The organism is Pseudomonas sp. PA-7-1E (genome assembly GCF_021605325.1).
GTDB lineage: Bacteria > Pseudomonadota > Gammaproteobacteria > Pseudomonadales > Pseudomonadaceae > Aquipseudomonas > Aquipseudomonas fluorescens_BV.
In genome coordinates this window covers 19,126-33,276 of record NZ_WKFA01000026.1, presented here as the reverse complement: position 1 = coordinate 33,276, position 14,151 = coordinate 19,126, and the positions used below count along the sequence as shown (strand labels likewise).

The 14,151-nt window shown below is 60.4% G+C and carries 13 protein-coding genes; 10 read left to right on the top strand and 3 right to left on the bottom strand.

The genetic code is table 11. The features are described 5' to 3' along the window. Nucleotides 1–56 precede the first annotated feature (56 nt). Genes GIW79_RS17595 through pepN form a run of 6 tightly spaced genes read left to right on the top strand, consistent with a single transcriptional unit; the run spans nt 57 to nt 6,557 of the window. Nucleotides 57–947, top strand: coding sequence for an NAD(+) kinase (locus GIW79_RS17595; protein WP_003217892.1), 891 nt, complete (start codon nt 57–59; stop codon nt 945–947). Next, the gene (locus GIW79_RS17590) at nt 944–1,918 is read left to right on the top strand and encodes a metallophosphoesterase (RefSeq protein WP_161793215.1); all 975 of its coding nucleotides are present in this window, start codon (nt 944–946) and stop codon (nt 1,916–1,918) included. The genes GIW79_RS17595 and GIW79_RS17590 overlap by 4 nt, the downstream gene beginning before the upstream one ends. After that, nucleotides 1,915–2,784: a rhomboid family intramembrane serine protease gene (locus tag GIW79_RS17585; protein WP_072448435.1), complete on the top strand. Its 870-nt coding sequence runs from the start codon at nt 1,915–1,917 to the stop codon at nt 2,782–2,784. The genes GIW79_RS17590 and GIW79_RS17585 overlap by 4 nt, the downstream gene beginning before the upstream one ends. A gap of 14 nt (nt 2,785–2,798) precedes the next feature. Continuing rightward, nucleotides 2,799–3,059, top strand: a complete 261-nt coding sequence (locus tag GIW79_RS17580; protein WP_005788688.1) for a YeaC family protein — start codon at nt 2,799–2,801, stop codon at nt 3,057–3,059. Next, on the top strand, nt 3,056–3,886 hold the full coding sequence (locus GIW79_RS17575) for a DUF2797 domain-containing protein (protein ID WP_003190752.1): 831 nt from the start codon (nt 3,056–3,058) through the stop codon (nt 3,884–3,886). The genes GIW79_RS17580 and GIW79_RS17575 overlap by 4 nt, the downstream gene beginning before the upstream one ends. 13 nt (nt 3,887–3,899) lie before the next feature. Then, on the top strand, nt 3,900–6,557 hold the full coding sequence (gene pepN / locus GIW79_RS17570) for an aminopeptidase N (RefSeq protein ID WP_236454673.1): 2,658 nt from the start codon (nt 3,900–3,902) through the stop codon (nt 6,555–6,557). 137 nt (nt 6,558–6,694) lie between these two features. On the opposite strand, the gene GIW79_RS17565 is transcribed toward pepN, so the two are convergent. From GIW79_RS17565 to GIW79_RS17555, 3 genes are read right to left on the bottom strand one after another with little or no spacing between them, the layout of a single operon-like run. Continuing rightward, the gene (locus GIW79_RS17565) at nt 6,695–7,537 is read right to left on the bottom strand and encodes a metal-dependent hydrolase (protein ID WP_034126050.1); all 843 of its coding nucleotides are present in this window, start codon (nt 7,535–7,537) and stop codon (nt 6,695–6,697) included. Nucleotides 7,538–7,552: 15 nt separating this feature from the next. After that, nucleotides 7,553–8,443: an SDR family NAD(P)-dependent oxidoreductase gene (locus tag GIW79_RS17560; protein WP_236454671.1), complete on the bottom strand. Its 891-nt coding sequence runs from the start codon at nt 8,441–8,443 to the stop codon at nt 7,553–7,555. Further along, nucleotides 8,440–9,978 (bottom strand): flavin-containing monooxygenase, encoded by a 1,539-nt coding sequence (locus tag GIW79_RS17555; protein ID WP_236454669.1) that lies wholly within the window; start codon nt 9,976–9,978, stop codon nt 8,440–8,442. Before GIW79_RS17555 ends, GIW79_RS17560 begins: the two co-directional genes overlap by 4 nt. Nucleotides 9,979–10,264: 286 nt before the next feature. On the opposite strand from GIW79_RS17555, the gene GIW79_RS17550 reads away from it, so the two are divergent. The 4 genes from GIW79_RS17550 (at nt 10,265) to praB (ending at nt 14,091) form a co-directional block, all read left to right on the top strand. Next, nucleotides 10,265–11,263, top strand: coding sequence for an alpha/beta fold hydrolase (locus GIW79_RS17550; RefSeq protein ID WP_236477396.1), 999 nt, complete (start codon nt 10,265–10,267; stop codon nt 11,261–11,263). Between the two features lie 307 nt (nt 11,264–11,570). Beyond that, nucleotides 11,571–12,851 (top strand): alkane 1-monooxygenase, encoded by a 1,281-nt coding sequence (locus GIW79_RS17545; RefSeq protein WP_072448440.1) that lies wholly within the window; start codon nt 11,571–11,573, stop codon nt 12,849–12,851. A gap of 125 nt (nt 12,852–12,976) precedes the next feature. Next, the gene (gene praA / locus GIW79_RS17540) at nt 12,977–13,471 is read left to right on the top strand and encodes an alkane oxidation protein activator PraA (RefSeq protein ID WP_014718292.1); all 495 of its coding nucleotides are present in this window, start codon (nt 12,977–12,979) and stop codon (nt 13,469–13,471) included. Nucleotides 13,472–13,605: 134 nt separating this feature from the next. Then, complete coding sequence (gene praB, locus GIW79_RS17535; RefSeq protein WP_014718293.1) at nt 13,606–14,091, top strand: alkane oxidation protein activator PraB; 486 nt, start codon at nt 13,606–13,608, stop codon at nt 14,089–14,091. Nucleotides 14,092–14,151: the final 60 nt, after the last annotated feature.

The following is a 14,151-nucleotide window of genomic DNA, read 5'->3' as shown; positions in this document are numbered from 1 at the left end:
CGGCCTTTCGCCCATAATCGCTCTTTTTGCCTCACCCCAGATCCCGCAGGAGCCCCATGGAGCAATTTCGCAATATCGGCATTATCGGTCGCCTGGGCAGTACCCAGGTGTTGGACACCGTCCGCCGGCTGAAGAAGTTTCTGCTCGAGCGCCACCTGCATGTGATCCTCGAAGACACCATCGCTGAAATCCTCCCCGGCCACGGCCTGCAAACCTCGTCGCGCAAGATGCTCGGCGAGGTGTGCGACATGGTCATCGTGGTCGGTGGCGATGGCAGCCTGCTCGGCGCCGCCCGGGCGCTGGCTCGGCATAACGTGCCGGTGCTGGGCATCAACCGTGGCAGCCTGGGCTTTCTGACCGATATCCGCCCCGATGAGCTGGAAGTCGAAGTGGCCAAGGTGCTCGACGGCCATTACCTGGTGGAGAACCGCTTCCTGCTGCAGGCCGAAGTGCGCCGCCATGGCGAGGCGATCGGCCAGGGCGATGCCCTCAACGATGTGGTGCTGCACCCGGGCAAATCCACGCGGATGATTGAGTTCGAACTGTATATCGACGGCCAGTTCGTGTGCAGCCAGAAGGCTGACGGCCTGATCGTCGCCACGCCTACCGGCTCAACCGCGTATGCGCTGTCGGCGGGAGGCCCGATCATGCATCCCAAGCTCGATGCCATTGTGATCGTGCCGATGTACCCCCATATGTTGTCCAGTCGGCCAATTGTGGTCGATGGCAACAGTGAGCTGAAAATCGTGGTGTCCAAAGACATGCAAATCTACCCGCAAGTCTCCTGCGACGGGCAGAACCATTTTACCTGCGCCCCCGGTGACACCATCACCGTGAGCAAGAAGGCACAGAAGTTGCGCTTGATCCACCCGCTGGATCACAACTACTACGAAGTGTGCCGCACCAAGTTGGGCTGGGGCAGCCGCTTGGGAGGTGGAGGCGACTGATGCTCGATCCCGCGCGTAGCTACGACCTGATTGGTGACGTGCACGGTTGCGCTCATACCCTTGAGCACTTGCTCGACCAATTGGGTTACCACAAGCAGGGCGGCACTTGGCGCCATCCGTCACGCATGGCTGTGTTCCTAGGCGATATCATCGACCGTGGCCCACGCATCCGTGAGGCGCTGCATATCGTCCACGATATGACCGAGGCCGGCCAGGCGCTGTGCATCATGGGTAACCACGAGTTCAATGCGTTGGGCTGGACCACGCCGGCACCGCCGGGCAGTGGCAAGCAGTTCGTGCGTGAGCACAACCCGCGCCACGCCCGCTTGATCCAAGAGACCCTGACCCAGTTCGAACACCACCCGGCCGACTGGCACGACTTCCTCGGCTGGTTCTACGACATGCCGCTGTTTGTCGACGCCGGGCGTTTTCGCGTAGTGCACGCGTGCTGGGACGACAGTTTTATCCAGCCGCTGCGCGCCACCTTCCCGGACGGCTGCATCGACCAACACTTCCTGCAAGCCGCCGCCGTACCGGGCAGTTTCGCCTGCAATGCATTCGATCGCCTGTTGCGCGGCACCGATATGCGCCTGCCCGATGGGCTCACCCTGACCGGTGGCGATGGCCTGACGCGGTCGTTCTTTCGCACCAAGTTCTGGGAAGACGACCCCAAGACCTACGGCGACATCGTGTTCCAGCCCGACGCCTTGCCAGAGCCGGTGGCACGCACGCCGTTGTCGTCCACGCAAAAGAATTCCCTGCTGCGCTATGGCGTCGATGAACCGCTGTTGTTCGTCGGCCACTACTGGCGCAGCGGCAAACCGGCGCCGATCCGCCCGAACCTGGCTTGCCTGGACTACAGCGCGGTGCTGTACGGCAAGCTGGTGGCGTATCGGCTGGACCAGGAAACCCAGCTGGATCCGCGTAAATTCGTATGGGTCGACGTTGAGCGACCAGAGGCCATTCCATGAGTACCGTAGCTGTATTGCGCTTGCCCCTGAGCGTTGACCTGGGTGGTTTCGTCAAGTTGCTGCACCGCATGCAGGTGCCGCACCGCGTCAGCGAGGAGGCCGGTGAACAGGTGCTGTGGGTGCCCGAGGCCATCAGCGACGATGTGCGCGTGTTGTATCAACGCTTCCCCGCTGGCGACCCCGACCAGCAACTGGATATTCCCGAGCAGGCGCCGGTTGCGCGGCCAGGCTTTGTCCAGCAGGTGCGCCACAGCCCAGTCACCGCACTGGTGCTGTTGGCCAGCCTGATTGTGGGTGCGGTGACCCTGCTGGGTGAAAACCTGCAAGCCATGGCCTGGCTGACCTTCCTGCCGTTCCGGGTGCTGGGCGAGTACATCCAGTTCACACCGTTGGCCGACACGCTGGCCTCGGGGCAGTGGTGGCGCCTGGTCACGCCGATGCTCATCCACTTCGGCATCCTGCATCTGGCCATGAACGGCATGTGGTACTGGGAGCTGGGTCGGCGCATTGAAGCGCGCCAGGGCAGCATCAACCTGCTGGGCCTGACCCTGTTGTTCAGCCTGGTCTCCAACTACGCGCAATACGCCTACGGTGGCCCCGGCTTGTTTGGCGGTTTGTCCGGCGTGTTGTACGGCCTGCTCGGGCACTGCTGGATCTTTCAGTTATTGTCGCCCAACCCGGCCTATCGCCTGCCCCGTGGGGTGCTGGTGATGATGCTGGTGTGGTTGCTGCTCTGCCTGTCGGGGCTGGTCTCGATGATCGGTTTCGGCGAAATCGCCAACGCGGCCCATGTGGGCGGGTTGGTCATCGGTTGCTTGACGGGTTTGCTCGGTGGTTTGTACAACCGTCGCAAAGCGTCTCTTTGATAAGGAAGAGCCTTATGTCCTCTTTTGCTGAAATGATCGAAAACATCACCCCGGACATCTACGAGAGCCTCAAGCTCGCGGTAGAGATCGGCAAATGGTCCGATGGCCGCAAGCTCACCGCCGAGCAGCGCGAATTGTCGTTGCAAGCGATGATCGCCTGGGAGATCCAGAACCTGCCCGAAGAGCAGCGCACCGGCTATATGGGCCCGCAGGAGTGCGCGTCCAAGTCAGAACCGGTGGCGAACATCCTGTTCAAGTCGGATGCGATCCATTGATTGAAATTGGTCGCGGTGCAGTCAGCAAAATGTCGGCGCAACTCGGTGAGCCGACCGTTCAATACGCCTTTCGCCTGGGCGACACCGAGGTGCCGGTCAATCCGTTGATCGGCACCCATGTACGCCTGGAATACCTGGGCGCGATTCATTGCAGCCATTGCGGGCGCAAGACCAAGACCAGCTTCAGCCAGGGCTATTGCTACCCGTGCATGACCAAGCTGGCCCAGTGTGACCTGTGCATCATGAGCCCCGAGCGTTGCCATTACGACGCCGGCACCTGCCGCGATCCGGGTTGGGGCGAGACATTCTGCATGACCGACCACGTGGTGTACCTGGCCAACTCGTCGGGGATCAAGGTCGGCATTACGCGCGCTACACAGTTGCCCACCCGTTGGCTGGACCAGGGCGCCAGCCAGGCGCTGCCGATCATGCGCGTGGCGACGCGCCAGCAATCGGGCTTCGTCGAAGATCTGTTTCGCAGCCAGGTGGCCGACAAGACCAACTGGCGTGCCTTGCTCAAGGGCGACGCGCAATCGGTGGACCTCAAGCAGGTGCGTGATGAGCTGTTTGCCTCTTGCGCCGAGGGCTTGCTGGGTTTGCAGGAACGCTTTGGCCTGCAAGCCATCCAAACCATTGCCGACATCGAGCCGATTGAAATCCGCTACCCGGTCGAGCAGTATCCGACCAAGATCGTCAGCTTCAACCTGGACAAGAACCCGATTGCCGAAGGCACGCTGCTGGGGATCAAGGGCCAATACCTGATCTTCGACACCGGCGTCATCAACATTCGTAAATACACGGCCTACCAGCTCGCCGTGCATCAGTAGAAGGATCCCAAGCATGCGCACCGAACAACCGAAGATGATTTACCTGAAGGACTATCAGGCGCCGGACTACCTGATCGACGAGACGCACCTGACCTTCGAGTTGTTCGAGGACCACAGCCTGGTCCACGCGCAGTTGGTGATGCGCCGCAACCCCGAGCGCGGCGCCGGTTTGCCTCCATTGGTACTCGATGGCCAGCAACTTGAGCTGTTGAGTGTCAACCTGGCCGACCAGCCGCTCACGGACGTTGACTACCAGTTGACCGACAGCCACCTGACGGTGCAGCCAAAGAGTGAGACTTTCACCCTCGACACCACCGTCAAGATCCACCCGGAAACCAACACCGCCCTGGAAGGCTTGTACAAATCCAGCGGTATGTTCTGCACCCAGTGCGAGGCCGAAGGTTTCCGCAAGATCACCTATTACCTCGACCGCCCGGACGTGATGAGTGTGTTCACCACCACGGTGATCGCCGAGCAACACAGCTACCCGGTGCTGTTGTCCAACGGCAATCCGATTGCCAGCGGCCCTGGCGAAGACGGCCGGCATTGGGCGACCTGGGAAGATCCGTTCAAGAAGCCGGCGTACCTGTTTGCGCTGGTGGCCGGTGACCTGTGGTGCGTCGAAGACAGCTTCACCACCATGACCAACCGCGAAGTCGCGTTGCGCATCTACGTCGAGCCGGAAAATATCGACAAGTGCCAGCACGCCATGACCAGCCTGAAAAAATCCATGCGCTGGGACGAAGAAACCTATGGTCGCGAGTACGACCTCGACATCTTTATGATCGTGGCGGTCAACGATTTCAACATGGGCGCCATGGAGAACAAGGGCCTTAACATCTTCAACTCCAGCGCCGTGCTGGCCCGCGCCGAAACCGCTACCGATGCCGCCCACCAGCGCGTCGAAGCCATCGTCGCCCACGAATACTTCCATAACTGGTCGGGCAACCGCGTGACCTGCCGCGACTGGTTCCAACTGTCGCTCAAGGAAGGCTTCACCGTGTTCCGTGACTCGGGCTTCTCTGCCGACATGAACTCGGCCACGGTCAAACGCATCCAGGACGTGGCGTACCTGCGTACCCACCAGTTCGCTGAAGATGCCGGCCCCATGGCCCACGCCGTGCGCCCGGACAGCTTTATCGAGATCTCCAACTTCTACACCCTGACCGTGTATGAAAAGGGCTCGGAAGTGGTCGGCATGATCCACACCTTGCTCGGTGCCGAGGGCTTTCGCAAAGGCAGCGACCTGTATTTCGAACGCCATGACGGCCAGGCCGTGACCTGCGACGACTTCATCAAGGCCATGGAAGACGCCAATGGCGCCGACCTCAGCCAGTTCAAGCGCTGGTACAGTCAGGCCGGTACCCCGCGCCTGGCGGTAAGCGAGGCTTACGATGCGGCGGCCAAGACCTACAGCCTGACCTTCCGCCAGAGCTGCCCGCCGACTCCGGACAAGGTCGAGAAATTGCCCTTTGTGATCCCGGTGGAGCTGGGCTTGCTGGACGGGCAGGGCGCCGGCATTGCCTTGCGCCTGGCCGGTGAAGCGACAGCGGGCGACACTTCGCGGGTAGTCTCGGTGACCGAAGCGGAGCAGACGTTTACCTTCGTCGACATCGCTGAAAAACCCTTGCCTTCGTTGCTGCGTGGTTTCTCGGCGCCGGTGAAGCTCAGCTTCCCCTACAGCCGCGATCAACTGATGTTCCTGATGCAGCACGACAGCGACGGTTTCAACCGCTGGGATGCTGGCCAGCAGTTGGCTGTGCAGGTATTGCAGGAACTGATCGGCCAACACCAGGCTGGCCAGCCGCTGAAGCTTGATCAGCGCTTGATCGACGCGCTGCGCACGGTGTTGAGCGATGAAAGCCTGGACCAGGCCATGGTCGCCGAAATGCTCTCGCTGCCGAGCGAAGCCTATCTCACGGAAATCAGCGAAGTGGCGGATGTGGATGCCATCCACGCTGCCCGCGAGTTTGCCCGCAAGCAACTGGCCGACAACCTGTTCGAAGGCTTGTGGCTGCGCTACCAGGCCAACCGCGAGCTGTCCAAGCAAACGCCTTACGTGGCAGAGGCCGAGCACTTCGCCCGCCGTGCGCTGCAGAACATCGCGCTGTCTTACTTGATGCTCAGCGGCAAGCCAGAAGTATTGGCGGCCACCCTGGATCAGTTCGACACCAGCGATAACATGACCGAACGCCTGACGGCGTTGGCGGTGTTGGTGAACTCGCCGTTCGAAGCAGAGAAAGCCCAGGCCTTGGCGGTGTTTGCCGAAAACTTCAAGGACAACCCGCTGGTCATGGACCAATGGTTCAGCGTACAGGCCGGCAGCACCTTGCCGGGCGGGCTGGCACGGGTCAAGGCGTTGATGGAGCACCCGGCGTTCACCATCAAGAACCCCAACAAGGTGCGCGCACTGGTGGGCGCATTTGCCGGGCAGAACCTGATCAACTTCCATGCGGCGGATGGCTCGGGCTATCGCTTCCTGGCGGACCTGGTGATCCAGCTCAATACGTTGAACCCGCAGATCGCCTCGCGCCAACTGGCGCCGCTGACACGCTGGCGTAAATACGACAGCGCACGGCAGGCGCTGATGAAAGCGGAGCTGGAGCGCATCCTGGGTGCGGGTGAGCTGTCCAGCGATGTGTTTGAGGTGGTCAGCAAAAGCCTGGCGTAAACCTCATTGCTTTATGTAGGAGCGAGCTTGCTCGCGAGGAACTCACAGGCGCCGCGTTCATTCAGGAAGCACGCGTCATCGTTGACGTTTTTCGCGAGCAAGCTCGCTCCTACAGGCGGCAGGATTGATCCCTGGCACTAGGCCGATTCATAGCTGCGGCGCGTGCGCTCTATCTCTTCGACCAACCGGTCAATGCCCGCCAACCGTGCTCGGTTGTCATGATCCCAAGGATGAAAGCCCGGCTTGAAATAATGCAGCCACGGCCGGAACATCCGTGGAAACACCCCCTTGGGCCCATACAAGAACTTCACCATGCGCCACAAGCCCTTCAGCGTGCCGCCCGAAGTGCGGTCGGCAATCAACAGGCGCACGTGAAAATCCAGCACCACCACCCAGAACAGCACGCTGGTGGTCAGCATGGTCCCCGTGCGCAGCAGGTAACGTGCAGGCCCTGGTTTGATCACCCTGTTCCACACATCGAACGCCACGGCTTTGTGTTCGGTTTCTTCCAGGGCGTGCCAGTACCACATCTGCTGGTAACCCTTGAGTGAGTCGCCAAAGCGCGACGGGTCGCTCAGCAGGATTTCTGCGAGCATGGCGGTGTAGTGTTCCAGGGCGATGGTCACCGCCAGGTTGAACGATGGCGGCAGGTGTTTTTTCTGCAGGTCGAGGAAGAACTTCAAGCGTCGGTCAAGGGTGTGCGCCGGCAGGCCGGCCGCTTGCAGCAAGTCGTTGTAGGCCACGTGCTCACGGCTGTGCATGGCCTCCTGGCCGATAAACCCCTGGATCTCTTTTTTCAGTTCGGCATCATCGATCTGCCCACGGTAGTGGCGCACGCTGTCCATGAAGAACAGCTCGCCCTGGGGAAACAGCAACGACAGGGCATTGAAGAAATGGCTGACCACAGGCCCTTGTTCGTGCCAGTTCTTGATGCGCTCGGCAGGCAAGGCAAAACGGATATCGCGACGGATCGGCAGCATGGTGCGTTCTCCTGTTCAGAGTCGAGGCTCGTCGTTGGTTTCAAACACCGGCGTGCGCGGCTTGGGCGCCATGCGCTTGCTGGCGAACACCACCAGAGCCTGATAGGCCGCCGGCAGGCAACGGGCGAGCAGGTCGAGGAAATAGGCATCGCGGCCAATCAGCACGCGACGCTTGTTTTTGCGTACGCCTTGCAGGATCACTTTGGCGGCCTGGTCAGCGTCGGTGATGAAGAGTTTTTCGAAATCGGCGCGGGCTTGTTGCTCGCTGTGGATGAGAAAGCCGGTCATGTTCGCGTCGATGCGGCTGCTGCGGCAGATGTCGGTACGAATGCCACCGGGGTGTACACAGGTGGCCGACACGCCGCAGCGTTGCAGGTCGAGTTCCTGGCGCAAGGCTTCGGTGAAGCCGCGTACCGCGAACTTTGTAGCGTTGTAGCCGCTCATGCCGGGCTGGGCGAACAGGCCGAACACGCTGGACGTATTGATGATATGCCCGTCGCCGCTGGCCTTGAGGTACGGCAGGAATGCCTTGGTGCCATGCACCACTCCCCAGAAGTTGATGCCGACGATCCATTCCAGGTCGGCGTAATCCACGCCTTCGACGGTGCTCGACAGCGCCACCCCGGCATTATTGAAGACCAGGTTGACCTTGCCGTGCTCGGCCGCGCAGCGTGCTGCCCAATCGTGCATGGCCTGGCGGTCGGACACGTCCAGCACTTGGGTGGTGACAGTGACGGGCGACAAGGTCGAGGTGCGGATCAGCGCCAGGGTCTGTTCCAGGCCCTGGCTGTTTTTGTCTGCCAGCGCCAGATGACACCCTTCCCGCGCCAGGGCCAGGGCCAATGAGCGGCCCATGCCGGAAGCCGCGCCGGTGATCGCCGCAACGCGGCCGTTGAATGACTTCATGACAGGCTGCCTTCTGTGGTGGAGTGGGGCGTTGCAACCGCTCGCGGCAGGGCGGGCGCCGGCGCCTGGCTGACGCTGAAGTCTTTGAGGGCAAAATGCCGGGTGACCTGCTTGAAGCGCCAGGTCGAACCGGGCCACAGCGTGGTGTTCTTGCCGGTGCGCGGGTCGAGGTACCAGCTCTGGCAGCCGCCGGTGTTCCAGATGGTGCGCTTGAGCTTGTCCTGCAACTGCTGGTTGTAGGCGTGCTCCACGGCGGGTTTGACCTCTACCGTGGTAAGGCGCTGGCGCTGCATGTGTTTCAGGGCGTCGAGGATGTACGCGACCTGAGCCTCGATCATCAGGATCATCGAGTTATGCCCCAGGCCGGTGTTGGGGCCCACGATCAGAAACAGGTTCGGGTAGCCCGGCACGGTGGTGCCTTTGTAGGCATGGGCGCCATCGCGCCAGGCATCCATCAGGTCGATGCCGTCACGGCCGATGATGCAGCCACGGGGCAACGGGTCGCTGGCCTGGAAACCCGTGCCGAAGATCAGGCAATCGGCGGGGTGCTTGATACCGTCGGCGGTAATCACGCCGTCGGCTTCGATGCGCAGCACGCTGTCGGTGACCACCTCGACATTGCTGCGCGAGAGTGCCGGGTAGTAATCGTTGGAGATCAACACGCGCTTGCAGCCGATGGTGTAGTCCGGCGTCAGGGTTTTGCGCAGGGAAGGGCGGGCCACTTGTTTGCGCAGATGACGAAGGGCAATTTTCTGCACCATTTTCATCAGGCGTGGATGCAGGGCAAAGCCCACCACACGGCCTTCCAGCGCCCAGTAAAGCGTAGCGCGCACCAGCTTCTGGGTGAGCGGTACATGCTTGAACAACCAGCGCTCGGCAGCGGAAATCGGCCGATCAGGCTTGGGCATGATCCACGGCGGTGTGCGCTGGAACAGGTCCAGGTGCGCTACCTGCGGGGCGATCTGTGGCACGAACTGGATAGCGCTGGCACCGGTGCCGATCACCGCCACGCGCTTGCCCTTCAAGGAATACTCGTGATCCCACTGCTGGGAGTGGAAGCGCTTGCCCTTGAAGCTGTCCAACCCTGGGATATCCGGCATTGCCGGGCGTGACAACCCCCCCATGCCCGACACCAGCACCCGTGCGCTGACGTGGCGGCCGTTAGTGAAGGTCAGTTGCCAGCGCTGTTGTTGTTCATCAAACAGCGCCCGTTGCAGGCCCATGCCAAAGCGCAGGTAGGGCGCCAGTTCGAAGCGTCTGGCGCAGTCTTCCAGATAGGCGCGAATCTCGGGTTGCGCCGCGAACTGTCGCGTCCAGTTCGGGTTGGGTGCAAAGGAAAACGAATACACATGGGACTGCACGTCGCAGGCGCAACCTGGGTAGTGGTTGTCGCGCCACGTACCGCCGAGGGTCTCGGCCTGTTCGGCAATAAAGAAGTCGGTGAGCCCGGCTTCCTTGAGTTTGATCGCCATGCACAGGCCCGCGAACCCGGAGCCAATGATGGCGATGTCGATTGAGTCGCTGGGGGCATTCATAGGGCTGCCTCGTCAATAAAACGCTTGGGCATCGGATGTGCTCCTGTTTTTGTTTTGTCTTTTAGATAGAACACCATTGCAAAGGAAAATTGAATTATTTATTTTAAAAAAGATTTTAAATAATCTATCTGAAAAATTCGCCTACGCTAGGACCTTGTTGCGCATGAGCGATTTGTCCGACGGATGAACGTGGTATGCATGAAGTGAGGTCCAGGGCGTGGACGATGGCTGGGGCCAGATCAATTCCGGTCGGGTCGCCAGCAGCAGGGAAGCAGAGGACCGAGCTATGGCTGTCGAATGGGTTGTCGCTGCGGGAGTGCTGGCAGGCGCCAGTGCTGCGTTGTGGGGCTTGAGTGCCTGGATGACGCGGCGCATTGAAGCGACTGTGCCGATCAACGGGCGCTTCGTCGAGGTGGATGGCGAGCGCTTTCATTATGTCGAAGAGGGCAAGGGCCCGCCGCTGGTGATGATTCACGGGCTGATGGGCAGTAGTCGCAACCTGACCTATGCCTTGTCCGGTCAGTTGCGTGAGCATTTTCGGGTCATCAGCCTCGACCGGCCGGGCTCAGGCTATTCCACCCGGCACAGCGGCACGCCGGCAGACTTGCCGGCCCAGGCGCGACAAATCGCGGCCTTCATCAATACGCTGGATCTGGGTAAACCACTGGTACTGGGGCACTCCCTGGGCGGCGCGATTGCCCTGGCGCTGGCCCTCGACCATCCCCATGCCGTATCCGGGCTGGTGCTGGTTGCGCCCTTGACTCACCCCCAACGCATGCTGCCGCTGGTGTTCCTGTCTCTGGCCGTGCGCCCGGCCTGGCTGCGGCGCTGGGTAGCGCACACCTTGACCCTGCCCATCGGCCTGCTGACCAAAAACTCGGTGGTGAAGGGCGTATTTGCCCCCGATCCTGCGCCGCCGGACTTCGCCACCCGTGGCGGCGGTTTGCTGGGCATGCGACCCGACAATTTCTACGCGGCGTCAACCGAGATCAACCGGGTCAACGACCACCTGCCGGAGATGGTCAAGCGCTACTCACGATTGACCCTGCCCATCGGCCTGATCTACGGGGCGCAGGACAAGGTGCTCGACTTCCAGAAACACGGCCAGGCCCTGGCCAGCAAGGTGCCAGGGCTGAAAATGCAGGTGATTGAAGGCCGTGGGCATATGTTGCCGATCACCGCCACCGAGCGCGTGGCGGCGCTGGTGGAGAAGGTGGCCAAGCGGGCTCGACCCGGCGAGAGCGTCCGGCCGATAAACCCACCTGTCGCCCTGGCGAGCCAGTAACAGTGCCACTTGACTGCGGCGCCTGGCGTTGACGCCTGCCCCTGAGTACCTGACCAAACGGCTGAAAAGAGACTGCTCGGTCACGGAAAAAAGGGCTGGAGAAACTAGTTGACGACCTAACGATTCCGCGCTATTTATTTAAAAAAATTATTTCAATGTGTAATTTGAAATTATTTTTGAAATGCCTAAGAGCGAATAAAATAATGAAAAAAACGCCTTTTATCGCATGGTTGATTTCCCGGAGCAGTCAATGCTCCGTATACCTGTCGTCTGCCTCGTTGCCCACCGAATGCGTTCGGAGGCTGCCATGAACCAGACTCTGGCAGCCCCGCATGTCTGGGCCGACGGCAAACGCCACCTGTGGTGGCTCGGCATCATGCCGCTGGCGACGCCCTTGCTCTCCGGCGCCCTTGCCATCACCACAGGCGTGCAACAACTGTGGTGGGTGGGCGTACTCGTGATCTTCGGCCTGATCCCGCTGATTGACGGCCTGCTCGGCGAAGACGTCAGCAACCCGCCCGAATCTGCGGTCAGCCACCTTGAATCCCAACGCTACTACCGCTGGATCGTCTACACCGGCGTGCTGTTTGTGATTGCCTCGGTGGTCATCACCGGTTGGCTCGCTGCGGGCGGTATAGACTGGATCATCAACGGCGGCCTGTTGCACGCCACGGCCACCCTGGAACCTTCTAACTGGCTGGCCAGGACCGCCGCGTTCATCACCGCCCGCACTGAACTTCACGGTGCAGTCAGCTGGTTGACTTATGTGGGCATGGCCATGTCCACCGGTGCCGCCACCGGTATTGCTATCAATACCGCCCATGAACTAGGGCACAAACCCAAACCCCTGGAAGTGTTCCTGGCCAAGGTCACCCTGGCGCCGACCTTCTACGGCCACTTCTACACCGAACATAACCGTGGCCATCACGTACGGGTCGCCACTCCGGAAGACCCCGCCAGCTCGCGCCTCGGTGAAAGTTTCTGGGCATTCCTGCCGCGTTCGGTGTGGTTCAGCGCTGTGTCGGCCTGGAACCTGGAGCGCGAACGCCTGCGCAAACTCGGCCTGCCGGCCCTGCACTGGAAGAACGCGGTGCTCAGCGCCTGGATGTATAGCGTGGTGTTGTGGGGCGCAATGATTGCCTGGCTGGGGGCGGCGGTAATTCCGTTCCTGATTATCCAGGGCATCTACGGGTTCTCGTTGCTGGAAGTGGTGAACTACGTCGAGCATTACGGCCTCAAGCGTCAGAAGTTGCCCAATGGCCGTTATGAACGCTGCTCACCGCGTCACTCGTGGAACAGTAATCGAATTGTCACCAATATCTTTCTGTTCCAGTTGCAGCGGCACTCCGATCACCATGCCAACCCTACGCGTAGTTATCAGTCGCTGCGTCACTTTGATGAATCACCGCAACTTCCGTATGGCTACGCCAGCATGATTGTCTGGGCTTATGTGCCGTACTTGTGGCGGCGTCGCATGGACCATCGTGTACTGAATCACTATGCCGGCGATATCAACCTGACCAATCTTCAGCCGTCAAAGCGTTTGAAGTACCTGGAGAAGTACAGCGGTAGTGCCAAGCCGTTTTGAGATGAAGTAAGCCTTCAGGGTGCACTCGGGATCTGTGTATCGCGCAGGTCCTTGTCGCCCGGCGTTTTGAGTGCAAGAACCTGGTTTGACCCTACAACAATAATTTCAAGGGAAGGACGTACACCATGCAAAGTTCTGCCAAGTTCACCGCCCACATCCTGTTGGCGGCCATGGGCCTGATTGCTTACCACCAGGCCCAGGCTGCGCGTATCGAACCCGCTGGCAGTGCCTTCACCGCCCAAGGGCCTATCAGCTTTTCCAAAGGCAAGCTCATCAGTGCCGACTGCACCATCAAGGTAGCCGGCAAGGTTGCAGCCGATGGTTCATCGGTGAATGTCGACAAAGTCGAGTTCGACGGTGGCCTCAAGTGCAGCCGTGTCGAAGCCATCAACTTGCCTTGGGTGTTAATCGCCAAAGATACAAAAAGCGGCTCCATGTCGAAGATCAGCGTGGACGTTCATGCCTTTGGCCTGGGCGGCAAGTGTGGGCCGTCGACGGCCGACGGAACTTGGGATAACGCCACCGGCAAGTTGGAAGCCGCTGATGTTGCGATTGGCGAAGACTGCAAGATCAAGACGGTGTCGATCAAGATGCCGCCCAACTTCAAAGTTGTCGAATAACGCGTTCCGACTGTTGTAGCGGTAAATGCATTGAAATTTGGCTGGAAAGGGAAGTTCTGCAGTTTCACCGTGACCTCTCGATCATGGCCATTACCCCTGGCGAAATGAATCGCCATAACATGTGAGGAAAAACAATGAAAAGCTTGAAAACCCTCGTTTGTGCAACTTCGTTTGCTCTGTGCTTTGGTGCCGCCTCCATGGCGAGCGCGGCTTCCGTTTCTCCAGACGGTCCGTTCTCGACTAATGCCGGTACCATCGTGGTGAAGTCGCCCTCATCCTTTGGTGCGGCAGTGACTTGCGGCATTACCTTTACCGGCAACGTTAGCGGTGGCGTGGCTTCTATCAACGGTGCTTCCTTGACCGGCGGCGGCCTATGCGCACTGCCCACGCTGACTAACCTGCCTTGGGTTCTTACCGCTGCGACGGGCACCACCGGCACCGTGACCAACGTAGGCTACAAAATCTCCTCGATTCCGGCCACTAACTGCGGCCCTACCACCATTGCCGTGGCTTGGACTCCTGGTACCAAAACACTTTCGGCTACCAATCAGTCGCTGACCGGCAACTGCACTGTCGTATCGCTGAATGTTGTTGCCCCGACGCTGACGGTTAACCCGTAAGCATGTGACTCCAGAGGGCTGATCACCCGTTGAAAGGCCGATGCCTCATGCGAGGCATCG